Source organism: Frankia sp. QA3 (assembly GCF_000262465.1).
GTDB lineage: Bacteria > Actinomycetota > Actinomycetes > Frankiales > Frankiaceae > Frankia.
The window spans coordinates 6,065,289-6,090,136 of the sequence record NZ_CM001489.1 but is presented as its reverse complement, the minus strand read 5'-3'; the positions used below and the strand labels follow the sequence as shown (position 1 = coordinate 6,090,136).

Annotated in this window: 19 protein-coding genes and 3 pseudogenes; 14 read left to right on the top strand and 8 right to left on the bottom strand. The window is 71.0% G+C overall.

The genetic code is table 11. The features are described 5' to 3' along the window. The first annotated feature begins 104 nt into the window (after positions 1–104). The 10 genes and pseudogenes from FRAQA3DRAFT_RS24975 to FRAQA3DRAFT_RS37635 all read left to right on the top strand — a co-directional run bounded on the left by FRAQA3DRAFT_RS24975 (position 105) and on the right by FRAQA3DRAFT_RS37635 (position 11,883). Positions 105–2,474 (top strand): SpoIIE family protein phosphatase, encoded by a 2,370-nt coding sequence (locus FRAQA3DRAFT_RS24975; RefSeq protein ID WP_009741833.1) that lies wholly within the window; start codon positions 105–107, stop codon positions 2,472–2,474. Positions 2,475–2,487: 13 nt separating this feature from the next. After that, positions 2,488–3,315 carry a UbiA family prenyltransferase gene (locus FRAQA3DRAFT_RS24970; protein WP_009741832.1) on the top strand — a complete coding sequence of 276 codons (828 nt, stop codon included), beginning with the start codon at positions 2,488–2,490 and terminating at the stop codon, positions 3,313–3,315. Between the two features lie 206 nt (positions 3,316–3,521). Continuing rightward, positions 3,522–4,253, top strand: coding sequence for a class I SAM-dependent methyltransferase (locus FRAQA3DRAFT_RS24965; protein ID WP_035921463.1), 732 nt, complete (start codon positions 3,522–3,524; stop codon positions 4,251–4,253). Next, a complete protein-coding gene (locus tag FRAQA3DRAFT_RS24960) occupies positions 4,250–5,476 on the top strand; it encodes an acyl-CoA dehydrogenase family protein (protein ID WP_009741830.1) in 1,227 nt (408 codons plus the stop codon). Before FRAQA3DRAFT_RS24965 ends, FRAQA3DRAFT_RS24960 begins: the two co-directional genes overlap by 4 nt. Before the next feature lie 35 nt (positions 5,477–5,511). Further along, a complete protein-coding gene (locus FRAQA3DRAFT_RS24955; protein WP_035923463.1) occupies positions 5,512–6,531 on the top strand; it encodes a type III polyketide synthase in 1,020 nt (339 codons plus the stop codon). Between the two features lie 515 nt (positions 6,532–7,046). After that, positions 7,047–7,886, top strand: a complete 840-nt coding sequence (locus FRAQA3DRAFT_RS24950) for a hypothetical protein (protein WP_009741828.1) — start codon at positions 7,047–7,049, stop codon at positions 7,884–7,886. 71 nt (positions 7,887–7,957) lie between these two features. Beyond that, positions 7,958–9,061, top strand: a complete 1,104-nt coding sequence (locus FRAQA3DRAFT_RS36320; RefSeq protein ID WP_009741827.1) for an Ig-like domain-containing protein — start codon at positions 7,958–7,960, stop codon at positions 9,059–9,061. Between the two features lie 155 nt (positions 9,062–9,216). Further along, positions 9,217–9,984: a maleylpyruvate isomerase family mycothiol-dependent enzyme gene (locus tag FRAQA3DRAFT_RS24940; RefSeq protein WP_009741826.1), complete on the top strand. Its 768-nt coding sequence runs from the start codon at positions 9,217–9,219 to the stop codon at positions 9,982–9,984. Positions 9,985–10,175: 191 nt separating this feature from the next. Then, positions 10,176–10,910, top strand: a pseudogene (locus FRAQA3DRAFT_RS38945) (phosphotransferase); the annotation flags it as partial. A 247-nt stretch (positions 10,911–11,157) separates the two neighbouring features. After that, entirely contained in the window at positions 11,158–11,883 is a 726-nt protein-coding gene (locus tag FRAQA3DRAFT_RS37635) for a hypothetical protein (protein ID WP_232291748.1), read from the top strand. Positions 11,884–12,788: 905 nt separating this feature from the next. Here FRAQA3DRAFT_RS37635 and FRAQA3DRAFT_RS24925 read toward each other — a convergent pair. From FRAQA3DRAFT_RS24925 to FRAQA3DRAFT_RS24910, 4 genes are all read right to left on the bottom strand, one after another. Continuing rightward, on the bottom strand, positions 12,789–13,187 hold the full coding sequence (locus FRAQA3DRAFT_RS24925; RefSeq protein ID WP_009741823.1) for a hypothetical protein: 399 nt from the start codon (positions 13,185–13,187) through the stop codon (positions 12,789–12,791). A gap of 319 nt (positions 13,188–13,506) precedes the next feature. Beyond that, a complete protein-coding gene (locus FRAQA3DRAFT_RS35425) occupies positions 13,507–13,710 on the bottom strand; it encodes a hypothetical protein (protein ID WP_157467650.1) in 204 nt (67 codons plus the stop codon). A gap of 325 nt (positions 13,711–14,035) precedes the next feature. Next, positions 14,036–14,821 (bottom strand): SDR family NAD(P)-dependent oxidoreductase, encoded by a 786-nt coding sequence (locus FRAQA3DRAFT_RS24915; RefSeq protein ID WP_009741821.1) that lies wholly within the window; start codon positions 14,819–14,821, stop codon positions 14,036–14,038. Between the two features lie 1,512 nt (positions 14,822–16,333). Then, positions 16,334–16,537: a hypothetical protein gene (locus FRAQA3DRAFT_RS24910; RefSeq protein WP_035921455.1), complete on the bottom strand. Its 204-nt coding sequence runs from the start codon at positions 16,535–16,537 to the stop codon at positions 16,334–16,336. Between the two features lie 121 nt (positions 16,538–16,658). Here FRAQA3DRAFT_RS24910 and FRAQA3DRAFT_RS24905 point away from each other — a divergent pair, with 121 nt between their 5' ends. Beyond that, positions 16,659–16,844 carry a hypothetical protein gene (locus tag FRAQA3DRAFT_RS24905; RefSeq protein ID WP_035921454.1) on the top strand — a complete coding sequence of 62 codons (186 nt, stop codon included), beginning with the start codon at positions 16,659–16,661 and terminating at the stop codon, positions 16,842–16,844. A gap of 88 nt (positions 16,845–16,932) precedes the next feature. Here the strand turns inward: FRAQA3DRAFT_RS24905 and FRAQA3DRAFT_RS24900 are convergent, their stop codons facing one another. The 3 genes from FRAQA3DRAFT_RS24900 to FRAQA3DRAFT_RS24890 form a co-directional block, all read right to left on the bottom strand. Continuing rightward, complete coding sequence (locus FRAQA3DRAFT_RS24900; RefSeq protein WP_009741819.1) at positions 16,933–17,262, bottom strand: hypothetical protein; 330 nt, start codon at positions 17,260–17,262, stop codon at positions 16,933–16,935. Between the two features lie 1,202 nt (positions 17,263–18,464). Beyond that, the gene (locus FRAQA3DRAFT_RS31795; RefSeq protein ID WP_009741818.1) at positions 18,465–20,294 is read right to left on the bottom strand and encodes a WD40 repeat domain-containing serine/threonine protein kinase; all 1,830 of its coding nucleotides are present in this window, start codon (positions 20,292–20,294) and stop codon (positions 18,465–18,467) included. Between the two features lie 450 nt (positions 20,295–20,744). After that, on the bottom strand, positions 20,745–21,551 hold the full coding sequence (locus tag FRAQA3DRAFT_RS24890; protein WP_157468733.1) for an SAM-dependent methyltransferase: 807 nt from the start codon (positions 21,549–21,551) through the stop codon (positions 20,745–20,747). Between the two features lie 184 nt (positions 21,552–21,735). On the opposite strand from FRAQA3DRAFT_RS24890, the pseudogene FRAQA3DRAFT_RS33600 reads away from it, so the two are divergent. Continuing rightward, positions 21,736–22,197: pseudogene (locus FRAQA3DRAFT_RS33600) on the top strand (IS3 family transposase); the annotation flags it as partial. 37 nt (positions 22,198–22,234) lie between these two features. Here the strand turns inward: FRAQA3DRAFT_RS33600 and FRAQA3DRAFT_RS24885 are convergent. Then, a complete protein-coding gene (locus FRAQA3DRAFT_RS24885) occupies positions 22,235–22,564 on the bottom strand; it encodes a hypothetical protein (protein WP_157467648.1) in 330 nt (109 codons plus the stop codon). Positions 22,565–23,018: 454 nt separating this feature from the next. On the opposite strand from FRAQA3DRAFT_RS24885, the pseudogene FRAQA3DRAFT_RS33595 reads away from it, so the two are divergent. Then, positions 23,019–23,369 (top strand): annotated as a pseudogene (locus FRAQA3DRAFT_RS33595) (helix-turn-helix domain-containing protein); the annotation flags it as partial. 290 nt (positions 23,370–23,659) lie between these two features. Continuing rightward, positions 23,660–24,550 carry an alpha/beta fold hydrolase gene (locus FRAQA3DRAFT_RS24880; protein ID WP_063820816.1) on the top strand — a complete coding sequence of 297 codons (891 nt, stop codon included), beginning with the start codon at positions 23,660–23,662 and terminating at the stop codon, positions 24,548–24,550. The last annotated feature ends 298 nt before the right edge of the window (positions 24,551–24,848 follow it).

The following is a 24,848-nucleotide window of genomic DNA, read 5'->3' as shown; positions in this document are numbered from 1 at the left end:
ACGGGGGTTCTGCAGTAGGGTAAGCGCGACAAGACCGGCGCCATGGCCATCCACCCCTGCCCGGGTGAGTGGCCAGCGATCGGGCTGGACAAGGAGACACGGTCGTGGGCTCCGCAGAAAGCAGCGCCGGCCGGTCCGGCCCCGCGGCGGGGCTGCTGAGTGTGATCGCCCGGCAGCAGCGGCAGCTTGCGGACTGGCAGTCACGCGCCGCCTCCGACACTCTGATCGACGTCGCGACCGGGGTCCTGGTCGAGCGGTTGCGGTGTTCGGTGACCGAGGCCGGCGAGCAGCTGCGCCGGCTCGCCTCCGCTGCCGGGGTCGCCCCGGCCGACTTCGCGGCCGAGGTGCTCGGCCAAGCTCCGGGCGCGGCCGCGCGGCCGCCACTCGCCGAGGACGCCCGCCGCCGCGCATGGCTGGCGCAGGCCGCCGTCGGCCACGCCACCGACGGCAGCCCGGTCGCGCAGGCCGTCCACGCCGAGGTCCTGGCGCCGTTGGGGGCCGTGGCCGTGGCCTTCTGGATGCTGGAACCGGACGGCGCGCTCGCCCTGGTCGGGGAGGCGGGTCTGGGCCTGCTCGAGGCGAGCCGCTGGCAGCGGATCCCGCCGCAGATGGACTGCGCCGCCCTGCGCGCCGCGCGCCTGGGCACGCCGCAGTGGTGGCCGACCGGATCGCCGGCGGGGCCGGAGGTCACGGCGGGCGGCGCCGACGGGACACCCCGGCTGGGTCGCTGGCGGGGAGCACGGGCGGCGTTGCCGTTCCTGCGGGCCGGTGCCGTCGTGGGAGCCATGGAGATCTGCTGGCCGGCCCCGCGCGCGGAGTTCCCGGCGGGGATGCAGCGCGAACTCACCGCGCTCGCCGACCTGTGCCTGCACAGCCTGCGTCCCCCGGGCGGACCCGCCACGCCCGGCGCCGTGGCGGCGCAGACCCTCGACGGCTCCGGGGCCCTGGCGGCCAGGGTGGCCTGGCTGCCGGCGTTCCTCGACGCCGTCTGCGGGTCGGTGCTGCTGGCGCACGCCGTGCGGGCCCACGACGGCGAGGTGCTCGACTTCCGCGTCGACCACGTCGGCGAGGGCTTCGTGGATCCGGGTGGGCGGCCACCCGCCGCGCTGCACGGGCGCAACCTGCTGGAGCTCTACCCCCTCATCGGTGCCAACGCGGGCCTGTTCGACCAGGCGGTCGAGGTCCTGCGCACCGGCGAGCCGTTCCGCGCCGACGGCACGGTCCTGCTCACCCTGGTCGACGACGTGGTCGTCACCGAGGAGGTGGACGTGCGCATCGGGCGCCTCTTCGACGGCATCGCCATCAGCTGGACCGTCGGCGAGGGGGGCGATGGAGGGGATTCGCTGCTGCGCGCCGTCCAGCGCCTTGGCCGGTTCGGCGCCTGGCAGGAGGACGTCCGCACCGGCGGGGTGCGATGGACCCGGCACACCTACGAGCTGTTCGGCCGGGCTCGCCACGCTCCACCCATCCCCCTCGACGATCTTGATTCGCACGTTCATCCCCAGGACCGGGCGGCCCTCGACCAGCTGCGCGACGCGCTGCTGAGGCTCAAGCGCACGGTCACGGTCTCCTTCCGGGTCCTGCTCCCCGACGGGACGATGCGGCAGCTACGCGCGCTCGCCGAACCCGTGACCGACACCGCCGGGACGCTGGTCGCGGTCCGCGGCGTCTACCAGGACCTGACGAGCCACTACCGCACGCAGGTCGTCCTCGACGCCACCCGGCACCAGCTCGCCGACTCCGAGGCGCGTGCCGCCGGCCAGCACCGCCTCGCGCTCACCCTGCAGCGGGCGCTCCTGCCCGGCTCCGACGAGGCCGTCGAAGCCAGCGGACTCGCGGTCGCGGTCCGTTACCGCCCGGCCGAACAGGAACACCTCGTCGGCGGAGACTGGTACGACGCCGTCACCCTCCCTGGCGGCGACGTCCTGCTGGTCGTCGGCGATGTCGCGGGCCACAGCATCAGAACGGTGTCCGGCATGGTGACCCTGCGCAACAGCCTTCGCGGTCTCGCCGTCACCGGCGCGGGGCCCGCGCAACTGCTGCACTGGCTCAACCGGGTCACCTACCACCTCACCGACGACATCACCGCGACCGTGATCTGCGGCCTGTACCGACCGTCGGACCACACCCTGCGGTGGGCCCGCGCGGGGCACCTGCCCCCGGTCCTCGTCCGCGGCGGCTCCGCCAGCACCCTGACGCCCCCCGACGGCCTGCTGCTCGGCGTCGAGCCCGACGCGACCTATCAGGAGACGGTCCACCACCTGGACCGCGAGGACATCCTCCTGCTGTTCACCGACGGTCTCATCGAACGCCGTGGCACCGGTCTGGACACCTCGCTCGGCGCCCTCCTGCGGATCGCCGCCCAGCGCCAGCCGGACGTCGCCCGGCAGGCCGACCACGTCCTCGAGCACACCACCCCCGACACCGACGACGACACCTGCCTCATCGTCATCCAGCGTCGCGACCGGCCGTGAGACTGTCGCACCCGTGGCACGACCGGCCAACGGAAGACGGTTCGCCGCGCTGGCGCGGGCCTGCCATCCGGAGCCCACGGCCGCGGTGACGCTGTTCGCGACGGCGCTCGCGGTCGCCAGCGCTCGCACGGCGACCGGGGTCGTCGCGGTCGCGGCGGCTGTCGGCACCGGTCAGCTCTCGGTCGGCTGGAGCAACGACCTCGTCGACCGCGGCCGGGACACCGCCGGGGGGCGGACGGACAAGCCGATCGTCGTCGACGACCTCGCGCCGGGAACGGTCGCCGTGGCCACCGCGACGGCGCTGGTCGCCTGCGTGCCGTTGTCGTTCGCCTCGGGCGGACCGGCTGGAGTGGCCCATCTCGTCGCGGTCGCGGGTGCCTGGGCGTACAACCTCGGGCTGAAGGCGACCCCGCTGTCCGTCGTCCCTTACGCCGTCTCGTTCGCGCTGCTACCCGCCTTCGTCGTCCTCGGGCTGCCCGGCCATCCCGCGCCACCGTGGTGGCTGCCGCTGGCGGGGGCGTTGCTCGGCTCAGGCGCCCACTTCGCCAACGTCCTGCCGGACCTCGACGCCGACGCCCGCACGGGGGTGCGCGGCCTGCCGCAGCGCCTCGGCGCGGCCGGTGTCCGCAGAGCGGCCGCGCTGCTGCTCGCGGCGGGCTCCGTCGTCGCGGTCCTCGGCCCGGGGCACCCGCGCGGCTGGCAGGTGTGCGCGCTGGCCGCGGTGGCCGGGCTGACCGGGTTCGGCCAGCGCCTCGGTGACCGGTACGCGTTTCGCGCCGCGATGGCCGTCGCCGCGATCGACGTCGCGCTCGTCGTCGCCGCCGGCACCCGCCCCGTCTGACACCACGTCGGGGTGCCGGCTTGCGGCCGGGCCGACCATTACCCTGAGCGCATCCGTAAGCACAGATTGCGTCGGACTGGTCGCCGCCACAGCCGCGGACACCGAGTTCTCCAGACCAACCCGGGAGACATGTGGACAGGTCAACGGGAGCGGCGGGAGCGGAACTGCCGCCTGCGACCGGCGCCGGTCTCCCGGGCAGACGGCGGTTGCCGCGGCGGGCCAGGAACGATCCCGCCCAATACGACGACCTCGCCGACGAATGGTGGCCCCCGCACGGGCGGTTCGCCGCGTTGCGCTGGCTGGCCGAGGCACGGGGCCGGCTCATCCCGGATCCGCCCGAGCCGGGCGCCGCACTGCTCGACCTCGCCTGCGGTGCCGGGCTGCTCTCCCTGGCGCTGACCGGCCGGCTCGCCGGCTGGCGGCATGTCGGCGTCGACCTGTCCTCGCCGGCGCTGCGGCAGGCCGCCGGGCACGGCGTCGCGGCGATCCGGGCCGACGTGAGGCGCCTGCCGTTCCGGGACGGGCAGTTCCCCTGCGTCGTCGCCGGCGAGCTGTTCGAGCACCTCGCCGACCTCGACACCGCCTGCGCGGCGATCGCGCGGGTGCTCGCCCCGGGCGGCACACTCGTCATCGACACCCTCGCCGACACACTGTTCTGCCGGGTGGCCCTGGTGGGCGTCGCCGAACGACTTCCCGGCGGGCCGCCGCCGCGCATCCACGATCCGCGGCTGCTCGTCGCGCCCGACCGGTTGGCCCTCGCGCTGGGCCGATGCGGCATCGAGATGACGGTCGTCGGCGGCCTTCGCCCCTCGCTCCTCGATTACGCCCGCTGGCTGGCCCGCCGGGCCGACTCGGTGCGAATGCTGCCGACCGGCTCCACCGCCGGTGTCTACCAGGCGATCGGAACCAGGATCGCGAGCGGGAGGGAACACGGATGAACGCCACGATCCCGGCACCCCGCGGCCATGAGGTCGACGGCGCGCGGCTCGCCCGCGGCGTCGTCGACTCGATCGCCGCCCGCGCCGGCGCCGCAGACCGGGACGGGGAGCTGCCCGCCGCCGACCTCGACGATCTGCGGGACGCGGGGCTGCTTGGCCTGCTCGTGCCCGCCCGGCTCGGCGGGTACGGCGCCGGCTTCGCCGACTGGGCCGACGCGGCGCGGGTGCTCGCCGCGGGCAGCGGCGCGACCGCCCTGGTCCTGAACATGCACACCTCGGTCGTGGGAGCACTGGCCGGGACACCCGACGGGCTCGCCCGCGCGATGGGGGCACCGGAGTCGTTCTTCGCCGCCCGTGACCGGATGCTGGCCCGCGCCGCGGCCGGGGAGTTCATCGCCGTCGCGATGAGCGAACGGGGCGCCGGCTCCCGGCTGTCCGAGCTGCGGACCCGCTACCGGCGCGAGGACGGCGGCTACCGCATCACCGGGGTGAAGTCGTTCTGCTCGGGGGCGTCGCACGCGGACGTCTACTTCGTCGCCGCCCGCGCGGCCGACGGCTCCGAACCGGGGGCGAAGGTCAGTCATTTCCTGGTCCCGCGCGGCACCGGGGTGAGCGTCGAGCCGGCCTGGGACACCCTCGGCATGCGGGGCACCGGCAGCCACGATGTGCGCCTCGACGTCTGGGTTCCGGCGGATGCGCTGGTCGGTGGCCTGGAGGGGCTGAGCCTGCTGGTGGCGCAGGTCATGCCCCAGTGGCTGGTCGCCTCCTACGCCGCCGTCTACGCCGGAGTCGGCCGGGCCGCGTTCGACGCGGGGGTCGAGTACGCCCGCGCCCGGCGCACGGTCGAGATGCCGGGCGGCCTCGCCGGGCTGCCCGCCGTGCGGGCCCGGTTCGGCCACGCCGACGCCGCGCTGGCCGCGCTCGACGCCGTGGTGGACGAGTGCGCACACCGGGTCGACGCCGACCCGGGCTCGGCGTCGACGAACCGATGGGTGTGGCGGGCCAAGCTGCTCGCCGGACGGACGGCGCAGGACGTCGCGGCCTCGATCGTCGAGGCGTGCGGAACCGCCGCCACCCGCCGCGGGCACCCGCTGGAACGGCTCTACCGCGACGCCCGGTGCGGCTCCCTGCAACCCGCGACGACCGATGTCTGCGCCGACTGGCTGGGACTCGCGGCGCTCGGCGGCGACCCGGAGGCGGACGCGGACGTGACCCGGTGGTGAGCGGGGGAACCGGAACCGCCGCCGTCATCACGGGCATGGGCGCGGCGTTTCCCGGCTCCTTCGACCAGCAGAGTCTGTGGGACGAGGTCTTCGAGCGGCGGTACCGGGGCGACCGTCTGGCCCGCCGGCTGTTCCTCGGAGCCGGGGTCCAGACGCGCCACGGGGTGGTGGATCCACGCCGGGAGGACGCCAGCGGCTGGTCGACGGCCGCGCGGATGCGCCGTTACGTCGACGAGGCGCCCCCGCTGGGCCGGCGTGCCGTGCGAGGTGCGCTGGCGGACGCCGGGCTGCGCGCCGCCGAGGTCGGGCTGTTCGTCGTGGTCTCCTGCACCGGCTACGCGACGCCGGGTCTGGACATCCAGCTCGCCCGCGAGCTCGGCATGCCCCCATCGGTGCGCCGCCTGCTGGTCGGGCACATGGGCTGCTACGGCGCCATCCCGGGGATGGGCGCGGCGGCGGACTTCGTCCGGTCCCGCCGGCTGCCCGCGCTCGTGCTCTGCGTGGAGCTGACCTCCCTGCACATCCAGCCCGAGCAGCCGCACCGGGACCTGGAGCAGGTCGTCGCGCACGCCCTGTTCGGCGACGCCGCCGCGGCGATCGTGCTCGTCCCCGACGCCGCCCGCGGCCTGGAGGTGCTCGACACCACCGCCGCGACCGCCCCGGACAGCGCGGACCTGATGAGCTGGCACGTCACCGACCACGGCTTCCGCATGGGGCTGTCCCGCGAGGTGCCCGACGTCCTCGCGAAGCATGTCGAGGAGGCGACCGCGGCGCTGCTGGAACCGATCGGCGCGCACCCGGCCGACGTCGGGGGCTGGGCCGTGCATCCCGGCGGCCCGCGCATCGTCGACGTCGTCGAGGAGCGCCTGGCCCTGGCTCCCGCGCAGACCGCCGTGACCCGCCGTGTCCTCGCGACCCGGGGGAACTGCTCGTCGGGCACCGTCCTGCTCGTCCTCGACCAGATCCGCGGGGACCTCGCGACCGGCGCGACCGCCGTCGCGATGGCGTTCGGTCCGGGCCTGACTCTCTGTCTGGCCGCGCTGCGCCGCAGGTAGCGGCAGTCCCCCGCCTCGGGTCGCGACGATCGACAGAAACTCATCCGCGCACAATATTCGGCAGAAACTCCGTGTATACGGAATTTATTGGCGCTAGCGTCCGTATTCGCGCAACCATGCCGGGTGCGACCCGGCTCCTGACGTCGACAGACGGCCGCGGGTGCGAGCGTGCTCGCGGGGGTTTCCGCCGGCTGCCGAGCACCCTGTGCATGCGCGACCGGGGTCCGGGGCCACCTCGCAACAGAGGAGAAATCTGATGGCGAAAGTGACCCTCCGTCGTCGTGCGGTGGGCAGTTCCCCGGCGCTGGGCCTGGGGGCCCTGCTGGCCGTGGCGCTACCGGGGACCGCGCACGTGAACACCGTGGGTGTCACGGTGAAGACACCCGAGGCGACCAGCGGGCCCGGGGCGGCCTTCGGCCGAGATCTCGACCCACGCCGACTGCAGCAGCGGCCTCATCGCCGGCGGCGGGATCAACCAGGCCATCGGCACCGGCTCGGCGTCGAACGGCAACCACGTGAACGGCAGCGAGCCCAGCTCCGACGGCGGCACCGAGTACACCGGCTCCACCGGCGTCGTCGGCACCGACGTGACGCACTGGCTCGGCATCGGCGGCACCGGGGGCGCGACCGACGCCGCCTACTTCACCACCCCCTACGCGACCTGCCTGACCAGCAACCTGGTCAACCACACCCAGGTGGTGATGAACAAGGCCAGCGGGCCCTCGGCGGCGTCGACGGTCAACCTGGTGGTGGCGACCTGCCCGGCGAACACGATCCTGCTCGGCGGTGGCGCGCGCACCACCCCGGCGAGCATCGGCAGCCTCAAGCCGATCGCCAGCTTCCCCACCTTCAACGACGCCGCCCACGACTACGGCCAGAAGGCGGCGGCCGACGGTGCGACCAACCCGAACTCCTGGGCGGCCGTCGGGTGGAACGGCGGCGGAGGCGGCACCGGCAACGTGACCTACGCCTACGCGATCTGCAGCGGCAGCGGCATCAACGTCAGCGGGGCCACCGTGAAGGTCCGCTACAGCGAGGTGAGCGGGCCGACCTCGGCGACCACCGGCCAGACGGCCACGGTCGGCTGCGGCGGCGGGGACGGGGACGGGGACGGGAAGCTGATCAGCGGCGGTGCCGCCATCAGCGGCGGCAGCGTGACGACCACCGACTTCACCGGCCCGGGTTCGGGCGGCGACCACCTCAACGGCAGCTTCCCCAGCATCTCCGGCGGCAGCCCCGTCAGCGACGGGACCACCACCGCCGCGTACTGGACGGCCTTCAGCCACACCGGCGGCGCGAGCTCGCCGAACACCTACACCGACGTCTGGGCGCTGTGCGCCGACGACGGCGTCTGATTCGTCCAGTCCGGACCGACTACCCGCCGATCGGCCGCGCGCCGGCCCGGAAAGGCGAGGTCGATCTCCCCTTGAAGCGTCGTGTCACCACGTCCAGGACCAGGCTGGCCGCGGTCGCCGGCGCGGCCGGCGTGCTGGCCGTCGCCGTCGCGGTGCCGCTTCCCGCCGTCGCGGACGCCACGGGCGGGACGGCCACCTGCGGCGCGACCGGCGTCCTCATCACCTCCCCGCCCACCTGCGCCTACACCACGGCGGGCACGGACACCTTCACCGTGCCCGCCGGGGTGACCAGCGTGCGCATCGACCTGTTCGGCGGCGAGGGCGGCAGCGCGGCCGGGTTCGTGGCCCCCCACCCGCCGAACACCGGCGCGCCCGGCGGTCTCGGCGGCGGGGACCCGGGCAACTTCTACGGGGCGGGCGGTGGCGGCGGTGGCGGTGGCGGCGGTGGCGGCGGCAGCGGCAGCGGCTTCGCGGCGCCCGCGGTGACCGACGCCGTGCTCGTCCCGGGCGTCAACCACGGCAACGGCCGCGCGACCGTCACGTTCCGGTACGGGACCTCGGTCTCGCTCGCCACCAGCACGTCCACGCCGTTGTTCGGGCACGCGGTCACCCTCGCCGCCGCCGTCTGCGCCGCGGACCCGACCGCGGGCACCCCGGGCGGGACGGTCACCTTCCTGGACGGGGCCACCCCGCTGGCAACCGCGGCGCTCAGCGGGGGGCAGGCCAGCGTCACCATCGGCGGCCTCCAGCCCGGCACCCACACGATCAGCGCGAGCTACGGCGGAGACCTCGCCGTCACCGCCTGCCAGGCGACGATCACCGGTCCGGTGGCGATCCGGAACAGCACCGGCTACGTCCTGCTGGGCGCCGACGCCGGCGACGCGACGCCCTGCGCGGGCAACACCCTGCGCGGCCCGCTGACCCTGGACGCCAACACCGGCGGCATCGAGGCCTCCGCCAACACGATCACCGGTCCGGCACGGGTCACCGGCAACAGCGGCAGTGGCCCGCGGCCCGCGGCCCGACGACACGGTGCCCGAGTTCCGCGACAACCACATCACCGGCCCGCTGAGCTGCAGCGGCAACCAGCCGACGCTGGCGCAGACGGGCAATGTGGTGACCGGACCCCGATCCGGGCAGTGCGCCTGACGCTCGCACCCACCTCGGCCGCCTGACGCGGGTCGCGCCCCGCGCCGGGCGGCCGAGCACGTCTTCCCGGCGGACCTCCCTTCGCATCTGGAACGATGGGGACACCTCTGCGGGCGGCCGTCACGGCCGGCTTTGCCGGCCCCGCCGCCGAGGCCCCCGGCTGAATGAAGGAGTCATCCCCTTGACCGACGCCCGCACCGCCATCGCCAGCCTGCGCCGCTCGCACGAGCGGCTACGTGCCCTCGTCGAGCCGCTCGATGCCCAGGCGGTGCGCGGGCCGTCCTACGCCGCCGAGTGGACCATCGCCCAGGTGCTGTCCCACATCGGGTCCGGCGCCGAGATCAGCCGGCTCGTCCTCGACGCCGCCGTCGCCGGGCAGGACCCTCCCGGCCAGGACCGTTTCGTCGCCGTCTGGGACACCTGGAACGCCAAGACCCCGGATGCGCAGGCCGCCGACGCGCTGCCCGCGGACCTGGCGCTGGTCCAGGCGTACGAGGCCCTCGACGACACCCAGCTCGCGGGCCTGCGGGTCGCGCTCGGGCCGATGAGCCTCGACGCCGCCGGGGTGGTCCGACTCCGGTTGAGCGAGCACGCCGTGCACACCTGGGACGTCGCGGTCATGCTCGACCCCACCGCCACCGTGGACGAGGTCGCCGTCGATCAGCTCATCGACGGTCTCGGCATGATCGCCGGCTTCGCCGGGAAGCCCACCAGCCCCGCCCGGATCCACGTCACCACCACCGCTCCGGACCGCGAGATCTCCCTCGACCTCGGCGACGCCGTGAACCTGGGGCCCTGGGACGGCGAGGCGCGGCCCGCCCGGCTTCGGTTGCCGGCCGAGGCGTTCCTTCGGCTGGTCTACGGCCGTCTCGACCCCGCCCACACGCCGTCCCTCGAGGCCGACGGCGTCGATGTCGACACACTCCGCGCGGCGTTTCCCGGCTTCTGACCTCCGCCGCCGATCGACCGGTGTAGGAGCCACACCCCACGCGTGCGTCCGGGGTGCCAAGTTCGCCTATCTGTCGCCATTCATCTATCTGGCGGAAGGTGAACCTTGGTGTCGTCTGCCTGTGGCAGAGTGGATGGGCGGTACAGAAACCGTCCACCCACGACCGCCTGCCGTCACTGGCGACCGACATCATGAAGCCAGGGCAGGCTGAGGGGAGCGGCCTGTTGGCCACCTACACGACGGTCGACCAGATCGACCTAGCTGCCGTCGCGAGGCACTACGGCCTACCTGAACCGCGGCTCATACCGCTGGCCGGCGGCGCGGTGAACTCCAGTTTCCGACTGGCCTGCGTGGACGGCGATTTCGTGCTCACCATTCTTGACAGCCATGACGGGCCAGGCGCAGCCCGGCTCGCCGCCAACATGCAGGACGTGTTCCGCCTGGGGATTCCGGCGCCGGAAATCGTCCCGAGCCTCGACGGCCAGCTTTCCATCGCCCTGGACGGTCGCCCCGGGATCCTGAAGAGGTGGATCGTGGGGACGGTACGCGACCCGCTGCCGCGCCTTCGCCTTCCTACCGCCGGAAGACTTCTTGCCGGTATTCACGCACTCCCCGTGCACTCCCCCGGCCTGTTGACGGTGCCCGCCGGCACCCGCCGCCTCTCCACCCGGGACGAGGCAGAGCTGGCCCGCTTCCCCGACCGGGAGTTCGCGGCCTGGCTCACCGACCGGCTGGGGCGCGTGCGCGACCCCGTGGGCCGCCGCCGGGCCACCCCGACAGTCATTCACGGCGATTTCTTCGCCGACAATCTCATCGTGCGCGATGACGGCAGTCTCTCCGCGCTGGACTGGGAGACCATCTCCAGGGACGACCCGCTTCTCGACCTCGGCATAGCGATCGTCGGACTCGCCCAGGATGGCGGCGGCCTGCTGGCACCGGCCCGCATGGAAGCCCTTCTCGCGGGCTACGAGCAGATCAGCCCTCTCGACGAGCCGTCCATGTCCGCACTGCCGGCGAGAATCACCGAGGCGGCGCTGATCCTCGCCTACCACCGTTACCGGCTCTTCAACATCACATTTCCGGGTCCCGACAGAAGCACCATGCACACCGAGCTGTTCGGTTTCGTCGATTCGGTGGCGCGCCACTTCCGGGTGCTCCACGGTCGCGTTGCGGGTGTGGTTTTCCGGGGGGTCGTCCCGGTCGAGATGTGCGGAGATCTCCGCCCGGTTCTGGAACAGCCCGCACCGGCTGACCCGCGGCGCCGAGGCGCCCGGCTACTACCTCGGTGCCTACACCTGGCACAAGGCGGCCGCCCAGTACCTGGACGAGTCCGAACAGGTGAATTCGATCCTCGACGAACTGCTCGACATCGAGGGCGATCCGATGAAGGTCTTCTACGCGGGGCTCTCCGACGCACTGGCGAAGGAGGGCGCCATCGTCCGTCCGGCCGAGCAGGACGGCCGCGTCGCCAGCCGGGCTCTGCTCCGTTCCTGGCCCGGCGGCGGTGACTTCGCCTTGAACCCGCACGACGACGACTCGCAGTGCGCCGATCCGCAGATGGCCGACTTCGAACGCCGCGGCGTAGTCGGACGGTCCGTGGTGGCGCTGAACATCTGCCTGGAGAACGGCATGGCCGGCCGCCTCGCCTACTGGAACATTCAGCCCGACGCCGAGAGCAAGAGCCGGCTGGGCCTTTCGATCACCGGATCGCCCTATCCCCTGGCCTCCCTCGACGGCCACGAGACGAAGTTCATCGAGGTCAACACCGGCGACATCTACGTCTTCAACGGCGCCCACGTCCACGCCGTGGAGCCGAGCGCCGACAACACCCACGCCCGAACCACGCTCGCCGCCATGATGGGCTTCATCGACGACCACACCGTAGTCACCCGGAGCTGACCGCACCACGCCGCCGATGTCAACTATACAAATACACCGGGATCTGGAAAATGTAGCCGGCCGCAGCATGCCCCCAGCCCGGGTTTCCCGGGCAAACGCCTCGTCTGGGCTGGTATCCGTCGAAGTACATCGAGCTGCACTTGAAACAGAATCGCCACGCCGACTGGGAACGGGCGGGCTGCGGGTCGCGGTCGTGCGGCACCAGTTTCTGAGGAAATCTTCCCCAATGAGTTGAACCCCGGCGCCCAGCACACTTCCCGGGAAAGTCCCCATAATACAGGACCGCGCAATAGTCACACTGAATCCAGCAACTCTGCGTATCCGGAGTCTCGGCCGCATGGTAAACCGTGCTTGGGGTGTTATTCAACGCGAAGATCCAGCCTCGAATCAAGTGCTGTCCACCGGCTGGACATCTGTTGACAACATACGGGGTTGCGACTCGAACCAAACCGTAGCATTTGTTGCAGAACCGCCAGCCCTTTTCAGTTCCAATGGGAGTCAAGGTCGCTGCAGCCGGTGTTGCCAACATCGCGGTCGCGGCAACAGCTGCCGCGCCCAGGCCGGCCGCCAGAACAGCCCGCCGCGGCATACCATTTGAAGGATCATCCACAAGCATTTACCGCCACTCCTGACTCGTACATCGTCCGAGGCCCGACCTCATTGGAACCTGTCGATGAACCTGAGTTCATTGGAATTCGACCGGAGACGAAGATCGAATAGGTGCGTCCCTTCCGAATCGGGAGTGTCGCACGGGCCAGCAGTCGTCGGACAGTGAATGGTCCGCTGAACGGACCGGAGCGCCCTGCGCTCGGTCCCGTTACGCCCGCGTCTGTGGCGGCTGTCACCAGCGGAGGTCTTCCTTCACCACTACCGGCGGCTGATCGCCCCGGACTCCGCCGTCGCTTTCACTCGGCAAGTCGCGGTAGGCACAGGGCCGTGCAGGTGTTGTCGTCGCCAGGAAAGACTGCCGCTATCCCGTTGCGCAGGGCGCAGGCCACCAACGGTGGCGCGGAACGGGTGGGCTCGGCGTCGGAGGGAACGTGGACCGCGCCTCTGGAGTCGGGGGCGAGCAACCCGTAGCGCCACAGCGTGGAGCAGACCTCGGCTGCCGGAATCACGGTCTTGCTGCCGTCGGCCGCTGTCGCCTGGGCCGCGGAGGTGCCGAAGAGGTTGTCGTCCCCGCCGTCCAGAGACGCCCTGGAGTAGCAGCGGATCTGGTCGGTAACCGTCGCCGGGGCGAAGGCCGCGAAAGCAGCCGCGGTTCCCCCTCCCGTCACCACGACCGCGACGGCTCCGATAATCACCAGCCGCCGCGCTCCGATCCGACGAGTCCGGTCGGGCTCGGACGAACCAGTCACATAGCTGTTGAGGAGCTGGCGGCGCCGCTCCCACCGTTCCGGGGGAACGGCTTGTTCCGGCGGAGCTCAAGAAAATCAAAGTCAGACATCTTCATCACGTCCTCTCTCCGGAGCTACCTGCCGCCCGAATTCGTCTTTTCGGTTGAAATGCTTTCACCTCGCCATGGGTTTTTGCCAGGCGAGCCCGGGCCCGCGAGCCGTGGCCGTACGGTCCCGACGGGTATATCCAGCGCAAGCGCGGTCTCCTCATAGCTGAGGTTGGCCATCACCACCAGAGCGACGACGTCGCGTTCCCCCGCTTCAGTCCCGCGAGGTCGCTCAGGACCTTCTGGCACCGCCGCTCGTCGTCGAGCCGAGCGGCGACATCGTCGGCGGGATCGGGCTGCACATCGGGTGGCTGAAGCCGATGCAGCGCGGCGTCATAGCGGCGGGCCGCCCGAGTCTGGTTTCGGACGACGTTCGTGGCCACACCCAGCATCCACGGCAGCAGCGAACCGGACGGGGCAACCACGTCCGACCGACGTCGCCACGCCTCGACGCCGCGCGGAGTGCGGGGGCCGCTGGCGGAGATCGGGGCGCAGTGGTCCGAGCTCGCCGGCAGGCCGCAGATCGCCACCGGCCAGTGGAGGCGCGGGCCTGTCTGGATCGGACGGCCGAGTGGACCTCTGCAGGTGATGCGGTCACCCTGCACGCGGCCACGATCAGATTCAAAGGGCATTGGTCGGCCCCGGCGATGCGGTCGGAGAGGGCGGCTGCTGCTGCCGCCGGGTCACAAGCGCCGCCAAGTCAGGACACTAAGGAAGCGTCGTCAGGCCGCCCTCGACCATGAACGTCATCCCCGTGAGGTAGCTCGCGTCGGGCCCGGCGAGGAACACCGCCACACGCGCACAGTCTCGGGGAACCCCCCACCGCCGCAGCGGGATCTGAGCCTCGGCCGCCTCTCGCGCGCCGGGGTGATCGGCGAAGACACCTTCGGCGGCGTCGGTAAGGATGACCGGGTTGAGGACGTTCACCGTGATCCCGTGCTGCCCCCAGCCGTTGGACGCGGTCCGGCTCAGCGCGCGGATCGCCTCCTTGTTGCAGTTGTAGGAGGCAGACTCGGCGTTACACATGATGCCGCGGCGGGACCCGAAGTTCAGGATCCGTCCGCCGCCCGCGGCCTTCATGTACGGAAAAACGGCCTGCATGGCCCTGAGCGTCGCCTTGACGCCCGTCTCGAAGTTCCAGTCCCACTCAGCTTCGTCAACGTCCTCCAGATTCGTCGGTTTGCTGGATGCACGCGGCTGGTCGCGGGTGCCGAAACTCTGCGCGTTGTTGACGAGGATGTCCACGCCGCCGTACTCGGCCACTGTGCGGTCGACCATCTCGCGGATGTTCTGCGCCACGCCGACGTCGCAGGTGACGCCCAACGCGTCGCCGCCTCGGGAGCGGATTCCGCCGACCACCTCGCTGACGGTACTGGCGGTCCGGGAGGCGACGGCGACGCGAGCTCCTTCCAGCGCGAACTCCTCCGCGATCGCTCGGCCAATACCCCGTCCGGCACCGGTCACGATGGCAACCTTGCCGTCTAACACACCCATGCGATTCTCCTCGATCCGTCGTCGGCGGTTGGCCCGCCGCCGACCGCCGCCACCGACCGCCGTCGCGGGCCGCCCAAGCGTACGGTCTCGGCCTACCTGCGCAGGATGTTGCTGGACGAGCACGCCGGACTGACCTGGTTCCGGAAGTCCCTGCTCGTCGCTACCGAGGAGCTGCGACAGCGCGCCGCACTCGGTCAGGCAAGCCACGTCAAGGATCCAGAAGCCGTCGCGGCGGTGTTCTTCGTGCTGTCCACAGCACCGCTGGCAGCCGCCGGTCACCGCGGTCAGACAGCGGCGGGCCTGAGGGCCGTCCGGACTGGCTCACCGAACACGCCTGAGACCGTCGCGGGGGCGCCATCTGGTCGGCGGCCGGGGGGTCCTCCGAGATGACGGCCGTCGTGCTGGGGCGCTGCCTTCATGCGGGTCGTCGATCTCGTACCACGTGTTGTTGCGATCCTCGCCGGGCGCGGACGCCCGGCGCTGCCCTGGCAGGCGGCCAGGTCGACCTCCAGGCCGCCGGCGGCCGATCAGCTCCCGGTCAGAGTCGTCGAATCAGAGTCGCCGAATCAGAGTCGCCGAAGAAGAAGAACCGCGCGAGCTCCCTCGCGACGGCACGCCGTCGAAGCGCCCGTACGCCGCTACCTGTTCATCCGAGAGGAACTCCACCGGCACCCCCAGATCATCGGCCCGGCCGCCAGCGGCTACGGAGCTACGGACCTTTAATTCGCCGGGTCGGGTGGATTGGTGGTGGCTGGGCTCTGGGTCTGGGGTGTGGTCGTGCTGGCTGTACGGGGGTGGGTGTGCGGTCCCGGGGTGTGGCTGTCGCCGCGTCGGCGAGGAGCGCCGGTGGTGTCTGGCTGCCAGGTGTCTGGGGTGGTGGGCCACGACGACGCGGTGGTGACGGGGCGGTGGTTGGGAGGGCGATGGCCGTGGTGCGGCGACGGTGTGGGTCGGGTCTGAGTGTGGGTCGGGTCTGAGTGTGGGTCGACGCGGGCCGGGGCTCGGTCCGGACGCGGTGCCCGGCCCCACGGAACATCATGATCGCGGCTGATGTCGATCCGGTCCGGTTCCGCGGAACATTATGATCACCGGGGTCCGGTTCCGCGGAACACCACGACCGCCAGGGCTGGGGTTGGGTTCGGGCGGGGTCGGGTTCGGGCGGGGTCGGGTTCGGGCGGGGTCGGGAAAGTGTCGGTGGTGGGTGGGAGCCTGCCCGTGTCCGATGATCCACGACACCCCTGGCCCGGTGATCATGATGGTTGGTTCGGCGGCGACTCCGACGGCTGTGTCCGCGGCGGTCCCGGTATCCGGCACGTCCCTGGCGGAGGGGGAGGTGGATACCGGTGTGTTGGTCGGTCTGGAGGCATCGAGCTGCCGGTGGGCGGGGCGGATCGCGGTGGCGAGGTGCGGCTGGCTGATGCTGCTGGCTGTTTTCCGACCGGCGGGAAGGCCGCTCCAGGGCCGGGACGCCCTCGTGGGCCCACCGGGGTGTCGCGGCGGTACGGCATCGGGCTACGTGCCGCCCGGCAATATCTGGCCACCGCCCACGCCGTGGAACGCCCCGTTACCGCGCAGGGCGCGCAGTTCGAGTAGCTGCACCGCGGCCGGTGCCTCGTCGCGTAGCCGGTCCAGCGGCATCGACCAGCAGGTGTCGATCCGGCCAGTCCCCGTGAGGTGACTGACAACCCGACGCGGCAGCCCCAGCTGCTCCCACATCCGACACAGATGGTGACGCTACGTGTAAACCATCACTCGTCGCACCCAGACCAGCCCCGGAATTAACGCGGAGGAAGCCTGGCTTTAATTTTGGGTGAATCCGCGTGTGCGACTCTGTGGTATGCAGCCAGGTGGTGTTCCCGAGGCCGATATCGTCAAGATAGCAGCGTCGATAGACGACATCCCCACCATAGAGGAAACCGACGCAATGCTGGAAGAGCTACGCCAGCTTCCCCGCACCGCAGACACGGTCAAGCTGATTGACGACCTTCTGGAGCTCCGGTCGCTACTCGGCGCGACGTGCTGAGAACGCGCGCCGAGTAGCGAACGGAAGCTGGGCTGCGCACCGGCTTACTTACGATGCGCCTAAGCCTGACCGACCTGACCTCGAAAGGCTACTGCTGGGAGCCGAACGGCTGGCCCTGCTGGCCACCCTGGCCGCCCTGGCCACCCTGCTGACCGCCGCCGAAACGCTCGCCGGACACTCCGCCCTGGCCACCGCCGACGCCCACCAGCTCCCGCAGGCGGTTCTCGACGTACCGCTCGCTGTGGTGCGTCTTGTCCGCAATCCGCGCGACGAGGTCCTCGATGTCCGTCGCGGCGTCGAGATCCGCCGCACTGACCTGACCGAACTGGTCAAGGATGCGGTAACGGAGCTGCCGCCAGTTCTGGCGCAGCTGCTGCTCCACCTGCTGGCGCTGCTGCTGCTGCTCCTGCTGGGTCATTATTATGATCCCTTCTCAGTAGTCATTCTACGAACGCGCTGAAGTTGCGGAGGGGACGCTACCCCAGCCGGTTCGGACAGTGCCAACCCGACATCGAATTCGAATGTATACACCCAGCCCAGGGCATCTGGCACCCAACGACCCGCAGCGGCCCGGACGCGTGTCCCCCCTTCGGGAATCAAAGCGGAAACACGGACTATAAAGGCTCTCCTGTCGGGCGCCGTTTGCCGCCTTCCTGGCCGCGTCGGCGCACAGCCGGTGGCACCTGGTTCGCGCACATTACTAAGCCCCCGTCCCCGCTCGCCTGCACTGCCACTCTCAGCTGTATTCAGGAGTGTTGGTGACAACGGTTCCGTGAAGACCGGTATGGCGCCCAGTCCGCTGAACGCTGCTGGCAGGCTGGGAATCTGCAACGCGCCAGGCCGGCGCGGGGGGTCGCCGGGCGCAGATGCCGGCGCTACGGCCGCCGCCGGCGGCGCTTCCGGCGGCGCTTCCGACAGGGTGCCGCGCCCGATCGTTGCGGTCCTGTCTTGTGGGCGTCGGTGTGCTGACGGCTCGTGATGCCCGGTTAGGCTTGCCCCACTAGGACGGGGGCCGCCCGGTAGCGATCAAGGCGATGAAGGCCGACAGCCCCACGTCGACCTACGACCTACGAAGTCACAGGTCAGGGGGTATATTTCTGGAGCCGGAGAGGGGACTTGAACCTAACCGCCCGATTACAAGACGCACGGATATATGCCCTATCGTGCCGGAACTTGCCGCGTAGTGCCGTGTTTTCCCATGCCATGGCGCTTCCGATGTCCCGCCGTGTTCGCGGCTGTCGCGACGTGCCGGAACATCTGCACCCACAATGAGCCCACGTCCACGCCACGCCTATGCGTTAGCCCTCGACCGCGGACTGATTGAACGGGTTCGGCCTTCCTGAAGCCGCAGGTCGACCGTGCGCGGCGTTTCCCCGGGCATGTCCAGAGGCTGCGATCGTCAGCACACGGAAGTTACACTCACCCTGCGTGACTTCGATGGGGACCGTAACGGTGTCATACCGGACGGGAAGGGGCCAGGGCCCGCGCTGGTCGTCGACCCGCTCGAGCCGCTGGCGGCGAAGTACGCCGCGGACTGGCCGGCCTGGGGCCACCGGAAGATCCAGCAGCCGCGTGCACCGAGCTGGCGGCGCCGGCCAGCCGCTGGAACCACCCGGGGCCCTACTGCGTCCACAGCCGTATCGTGCGGTCGCCGGCGCTGGCAAGCAGGGTGCTGTTCGGGGCGAATGCCACGGAGTACGCCGTGTCGGTGTGGCCGGTCAGTGGCTTGCCGAGGGGGCGGGGGGTGGCCGGGTCGGCGAGGTCCCACAGTCGCACCGTCTGGTCGTGGCTGGCACTGGCCAGGATCGTGCCGTCCGGGGTGAACGCCACCGCCTGCACCCCGCTGGTATGGCCTGTCAGTGGTGACCCGAGGGGGCAGGGAGCGGCCGGGTCGGCAACGTCCCACAGCCGCACCGTCGTGTCGCCGCTGGCGCTGGCCAGGATCGTGCCATCCGGGGTGAACGCCACCGCATGTACCCAGCTGGTGCGGGTCAGCGGTTCGGCGAGGAAGCGGGGGGTGGCCGGGTGGGTGACGTCCCACAGCCGCACTGTCCCCTCGTAGTCGGCGCTGGCCAGGATGCGTCCGTGCGGGGCGAACGCCAGCGCGTGTACCCAGCCGGTGTGGCCATGCAGCGGTTTGCCCAGTGGACGGGGGATGGCCGGGTCGCTGACGTCCCACAGCCGCACCGTCTTGTCATCGCCGCTGCTGGCGAGCAGAGTGCTGTCCGGGGCGAACGTCACTGCGTTCACCGTGCTGGTGTGGCCGGTCAGCGGGCTGCCGAGTGGGCGGGGGGCGGCCGGGTTGGCCACGTCCCACAGCCGTACCGTCCTGTCGCTGCTGGCGCTGGCCAGGGTGCGCCCGTCCGGGGCGAACGTTACCGCGTTCACCCAGCTGTTGTGGCCGGTGAGCGGGCCGCCGAGTAGTCGGGGGGCGGCCGGGTCGGCGAGGTCCCACAGCCGTACCGTCCACCTGTCGCCGCTGGCCAGGGTCGTGCTGTGCGGGGAGAACGCCACCGAAAGCACCTCGCCGGCGCAGCCGGTCAACGGGGCCCCGAAGGGACGCCACAGCCGGTGACGCCTTTCGACCCGGCGAGGGAGCCGGGTGTTTCCCGGCGGATCTGTCCGGCCGATGCTCGCCAGTCCGGCGCGTACCTGGCCGGCGTCCGCCCGGGTGGCCGGGTCTTTGACGAGCATCCGGCGCAGTGTGTCGGCCAGCGGCGGCGGGGCGTGTCGCGGTGGGGGCGGGTCGGCGTCGAGGATCGCGTAAACGGTGGCTGGGATGTCCTGCCGGAGAAAGGGGGAGATGCCCTCGACCGCCTCGTAGAGGGTCACGCCCAGCGAGAAGATGTCGCTGGCTATGGTGCCCGCCGCGCCGCGCAGACGTTCGGGTGCGGCGTAGGCGAGCGTCATCGGGGCGTGCCCGTTCTTGGTGATCGTGGTGGCGCCCTGGAGGGTGGCGATGCCGAAGTCGGCCAGCTTGGCCGTGCCGGAGGCGGTCAGCAGGATGTTCGCAGGTTTGACGTCGCGGTGGACGATGCCCTTGCCCTCGGCGAACGTGAGTGCGTCGAGCACCGCGAGACCGACCTGGGTAGCCCGGGCGGGGTCCAGCGGCCCGTCGTGGCGCAGAGCGTCGGCCAGGGAACGGCCGTCGATGAGTTCCAGCACGATCCAGGGCAGGTGCTGGTCCTCGACAACGTCATGCACGGTGACGATGTGGGGGTGGCCCCGTAGCCGCGCGGCGCTGCGGGCTTCCCGCTGGGCCCGGGCGACGAGCTCATCCTGTTCGGCGGCGGACTGCCCGCCCAGCATGTTGATCTGTTTGAGGGCAACGGACACGTCCAGGATCTCGTCGACCGCTTCCCAGACCGAGCCCATGCTTCCGCCGCCGAGCCGGCGGATCAGCCGGTAGCGGGACGCGATGACCCGCCCCACAGCCGTGTCGCGCACCATCTCCTACCCACCCTGCGGTCGACACCGACCGGCGGCGATCAGGATGGGGGGAGCTATCACGGGCCAGCACCCACCATCCACCCCTACAAATCCACTTGTTGTCCCCACCACGAGGCGTGATCCTAACGGTGACCGGCGTGGCCACCGAGGGGTCGGGTCCCGTCAGCTCATCGCCGCAGGCAGCACCCCGGGGTGGGGTGACTCGGCCTGCGGATCACCCTCACGGGCATGGGGAGGACTCACACGCTCCGTTCCGCTTCGATCGCATCCCCGAGGCCGCCTGCGCCAAGCACCGCCGTCACCTCACGTCATTTTTCGGGTCAGTCCCGCGGCTGTCGGTAGCGTTCACCGAGCTCGCCGCCGCAGTCTGACTCCCAGGCCCGCCAAGGCCTCCGCGCGTCCCGGCTCTCCGAACGTCAACGGACCCCGATCGACCCCGTCGAGGATGGGCTACGGCTTGCGGCCGACCCCGCCGAAGATGTGGAGCGGCTGCGGCTCGGACGCGGGCGCGGGCCGCCAGAGGGGCGTCGAGACCACACCCGGCTCGACGAGCTGGAGGCCGTCGAAGAAGGACGCGACCTGCTCAGGGGTGCGCAGATTGTAGGGGTGCCCGTCCGCCTGGGTGATCTCGATCGCCTTGTCGACGGCCTCGCCGTGCGTGCCGTCGTTGAGCGCGAGATAGCTTCCCGGCCGCACCCCGTCGAGCAGCCGTTTCACGATCGCGCTCGCCTCGTCGTTGTCGGCGACGTTCCCCACGATGCCGAACATCACGAGAGCGACCGGCTTGGTGAAGTCCAGGAGCTCAGCCGCCTCCGCAAGAATCCTGTCGGGGTCGCGCACGTCGGCGTCGACATAGGCGGTGGCGCCACCGGGCGCGCTGGTCAGCAGCGCGCGGGCGTGCACCAGCACCAGCGGATCGTTGTCGACGTAGACGATCCGGGAGTCCGGGGCGATCCGCTGCGCGACCTCATGGGTGTTGTCGGCGGTCGGCAGGCCGGTGCCGATGTCCAGAAACTGGCGGATGCCCACCTCGCCGGCGAGAAAGGTGATCACTCGGACCAGGAACTCCCGCTGCGCGCGGGCGACCCGCACGATGTCCGGGTAGACCTCGAAGACCTTGTCCCCCAGCTCCCGGTCGGCGGGAAAGTTGTCCTTGCCTCCGAGCCAGTAGTTCCAGACCCGAGCGGAGTGCGGCACGCTCGTGTCCACCCGCGACCATGCGTTCTGCGCCGGCTCGTCAGCACCCATATCGCCCATCATGCACCCCGGGTACACCCCGTACGCGCCCCGCAGCCGGAAGCCCGGTGCCCGGCGCCCGCGGTCCGACGCTTGTTGGCCAGAGTCCGGTGTCCGGCGTCCGGGGCTTGATATCTGACCGCATCGATCGTGTACGCAGTACAGATCGGACGTCACCTACGTCCCGACCGCCCAGGGCTTCCTCTACCTCGCGGTCGTCCTCGACCTGTACGCCCGCAGGATCGTCGGATGGTCCATGTCCGACGAGCAGAAAACACCCCTCGTCGCCGATGCCCTCACCATGGCACTGCGCCACCGCCGCCCCGCACCCGGAATTATTCATCATTCCGATCAAGGAACTCAATATACGTTTCGGGACTTCGCCAAGATCTGCCGCCGCCAGGTACGGCGCTCCGTAGGTCCCGCCGGTGATTGTTATGATAATGCGGTCACCGAGTCGTTCTTCGCGACCCTCGAATGTGAACTTCTCGCCCGGACCAGCTTCGCCACTCACGACGAGGCCCGAGCCGCGATCTTCGACTTCATTGAAGGGTTCTACAACCGGCAGCGCCGCCACTCCACCAACGGATATCTCAGCCCCACGAGCACGAAACCCGTTTCAACGAGTACCATCAAGTCGCATAAACTTTCAAAGCCCTACCTGTGAACGGAACCGGGGCAGCTTCAGGAACGTGTTGCGTGGCTCAGCAGAACACCTCGAACCCGAGGAGCTGCCTGTCACCACGGCGCCACAGCACCGCGGCATACGTGAGACCCTCGGCGTCGCCGTCGGCTCCGTACTGGCCGGGCACCGCGCAGTGTGGTCGGATCTGCCGCCAGCGAGCCGCAGCCTCGGCGGAGGTCAGCCACTGCATCGGACGGCGGAATCCGTGCAGGACGACCCGGCACGCGCTAGCCAGGTGCCGTTCCACCTCCTCGGCGTCGGCCCACTCGCCCCGGTCGCGGTACCACACCTGTCCTTCGTCGTCCCACAACCGGTCGCCGAGCACCCAGTTCCGCGAAGATCTCCTCACCAACCCACACTGGCACACTCGTCCGCAGCCAGAACGGCGGGCCCAGCCGATCGCGGCACTGCCGGCCCTATACCGCGGCGAACCTTCCGTTCCGTAGTTAGATCTGAATCTTCTACTGACGTCCGTGGACGTCCGCCGTGTCCGCTGGTCTGGTGTGTTCCGTCCGCTGTCGTCCGCCAACATCCGGGGTCGTCCACCGGCTTGACTGTCAACTTGGCTGTCATCACCCGGCGGCAAGCCGACCCGTACCGCAGGTGCGCCAGCACCGAGGAACGGAAGCGGCGCGGCAGTATCTTGGCGCGAAGCGGCGGCTCATGCCCGTTAGCCACGCTGACCTGCTGGAGATGCTGGCCACGTGAGAAACGCTCTTAATGCCGTTGGTAGTCAGACTCGACGGGTCGCCTACGGACCCTGTGGGGCTCCGGAACCCCGATTTGGACGGTGACCTGCACGTTTGCCTGCCGGACCGGGCCCGTGTCAGGCAGGCTGGATGGTCATGGTGTGGTCGCTGCTCTACGCCCTGACTCGGAACACTCTCGGGCTGATGCTGCTCCGCGTGCGCGGGGACACAGCGAAGGAGGTGGAACTCCTCGTCCTTCGCCATCAGGTGGCGGTACTGCGCCGGCAGGTGAATCGTCCGACGCTGGAGCCGGCGGATCGGGTGATCCTCGCAGCCCTGTCTCGGCTACTCCCCCGGGCCCGCTGGGGTTCGTTCTTCGTCACCCCGGCCACCGTGTTGCGCCGGCGCCGTGAGCTCCTCGCACGACAATGGACCTACCCACGCAAGACCCCTGGGCGGCCACCAGATCCCCGCACTGGCGGTCAACCCGTTGAATTTGGTGCCATCCTGTGGTCGGTGTAACCAGCTGAAGTCAAATCGACTTGACTCGACGGCGCATTCCTAAGTCGGGGAGCCTGCGACCTGCGTCGATGCGGCGTCGGGGTGCGCGTCACATCACCGCCGCGCAGCGGACAGGCCAAGGGCTGGCGCCTGGGATGCGCGGGGATCATCGGGCGCCCAACCGGCACGCCGGATTGGTCTCGCCTTCACCAGCACCGGTCGACGCTCCAGCACCGGTCTGATGACATGGACGGGTGCCGGCGACGCGATGGGGACCTTGGATCGACGAGCGGTTCGCTCGGCCGCTGCGGCGCGGGCTGCCCGCGTCGGCCCGGACACCGGGGGTGCGCGTCGTCGAGGCCGCCGGTGCGCTGCTGCGCGTCCGCGACGTCGGACATGGGCGGACGCTGGTGTTCGTCGCGGATCCGCCGGTCACCGTGGAGGCCTACAGCGAGGTGATCAGCCGGCTCGCCGGGCGTCACCGGGTGGTGGTCCTCGAGCCGCCGGGATTCGGCTTCTCAACCCCGCCGGCCGGCTTCGACGGTTCCTTCGCCGCGACCGCCCGGGTCGTCGAGGCCTTCCTGGCTGGCCTCGGCGGTGCGCCGATGGGGCTGGTGTTTCCCTGCGCGTTCGGCTACCTCGGCCTGGACATCGCCACCCGCCGCCCCGACCTGGTCGACCGACTCGTGCTCACCCAGGCCCCGGGCTGGGCGCAGCAGATCGCCTGGCGGAACACCGTCGCCCGCAGATCGCCGCTGCGCCTGCCGGGGGTCGGCCAGCTCCTGCTGCGGCCGTGCGCGCCGCTGGTCGCCCGCCGCTGGCTGCGCGCCGCCACCGCCGACGCCACGCTGACCGGCGCGCTCGTCCGCCACAGCGACGCCGCGTTCGCCGCGGGGGCGATGTTCGCCCTCGCCACCGCGTTCCAGGCCTATCTCAGCGGCCCCGCGCCGACCCTGGCGCCGGCCGTCCCGGTCACCCTCCTGTGGGGCGACGCCGACCGGTCCCACCGTGCCAGCGATCCGCAGACGCTGCGCGACCACGTTCCTGCCGTTCGTATCCACCGGTTGCCCGGGACGGGGCACTTCCCCGAGCTGCAACGCCCAGACGCCCTCGCGGCCGCCCTGGCGCTTGACGCAACGACGTGACACCTCCGCCCCTGGCATCCCACTGTCCGTGACAGCCGGAGGGGGCCGTGCCGCAGCCCGCTCAGGACAGCCGGCCAGATCACGAGTCTCGGCGAGAGCGTCGTGGCCGCCGCCCGCCCGGCTGCCTTGGCCAAGCTCACGCGAGCGGTCTGAACAGCCGATCGGCCGGAGGCGCCATGCCGTGACTCCACGCAACGCAACAGCCCCGGCCGGTCGACGGCCCGCCGTCGACACGCCGCCATCGCCTCCCGTCGCGGACGGTCCCACCACCATCGCATACTGGTACGTACTCGACGCG

Excerpts from the sequence above, each read along its gene's own strand:
- FRAQA3DRAFT_RS24960 (WP_009741830.1), top strand. The coding sequence starts at position 4,250 with ATGAACGCCACGATCCCGGCACCCCGCGGCCATGAGGTCGACGGCGCG.
- FRAQA3DRAFT_RS24955 (WP_035923463.1), top strand. The coding sequence starts at position 5,512 with ATGGGCGCGGCGTTTCCCGGCTCCTTCGACCAGCAGAGTCTGTGGGAC.
- FRAQA3DRAFT_RS24915 (WP_009741821.1), bottom strand. The coding sequence starts at position 14,821 with ATGGGTGTGTTAGACGGCAAGGTTGCCATCGTGACCGGTGCCGGACGG.
- FRAQA3DRAFT_RS24910 (WP_035921455.1), bottom strand. The coding sequence starts at position 16,537 with ATGTGGGAGCAGCTGGGGCTGCCGCGTCGGGTTGTCAGTCACCTCACG.
- FRAQA3DRAFT_RS24905 (WP_035921454.1), top strand. The coding sequence starts at position 16,659 with ATGCAGCCAGGTGGTGTTCCCGAGGCCGATATCGTCAAGATAGCAGCG.
- FRAQA3DRAFT_RS24900 (WP_009741819.1), bottom strand. The coding sequence starts at position 17,262 with ATGACCCAGCAGGAGCAGCAGCAGCAGCGCCAGCAGGTGGAGCAGCAG.
- FRAQA3DRAFT_RS31795 (WP_009741818.1), bottom strand. The coding sequence starts at position 20,294 with ATGGTGCGCGACACGGCTGTGGGGCGGGTCATCGCGTCCCGCTACCGG.
- FRAQA3DRAFT_RS24890 (WP_157468733.1), bottom strand. The coding sequence starts at position 21,551 with ATGGGCGATATGGGTGCTGACGAGCCGGCGCAGAACGCATGGTCGCGG.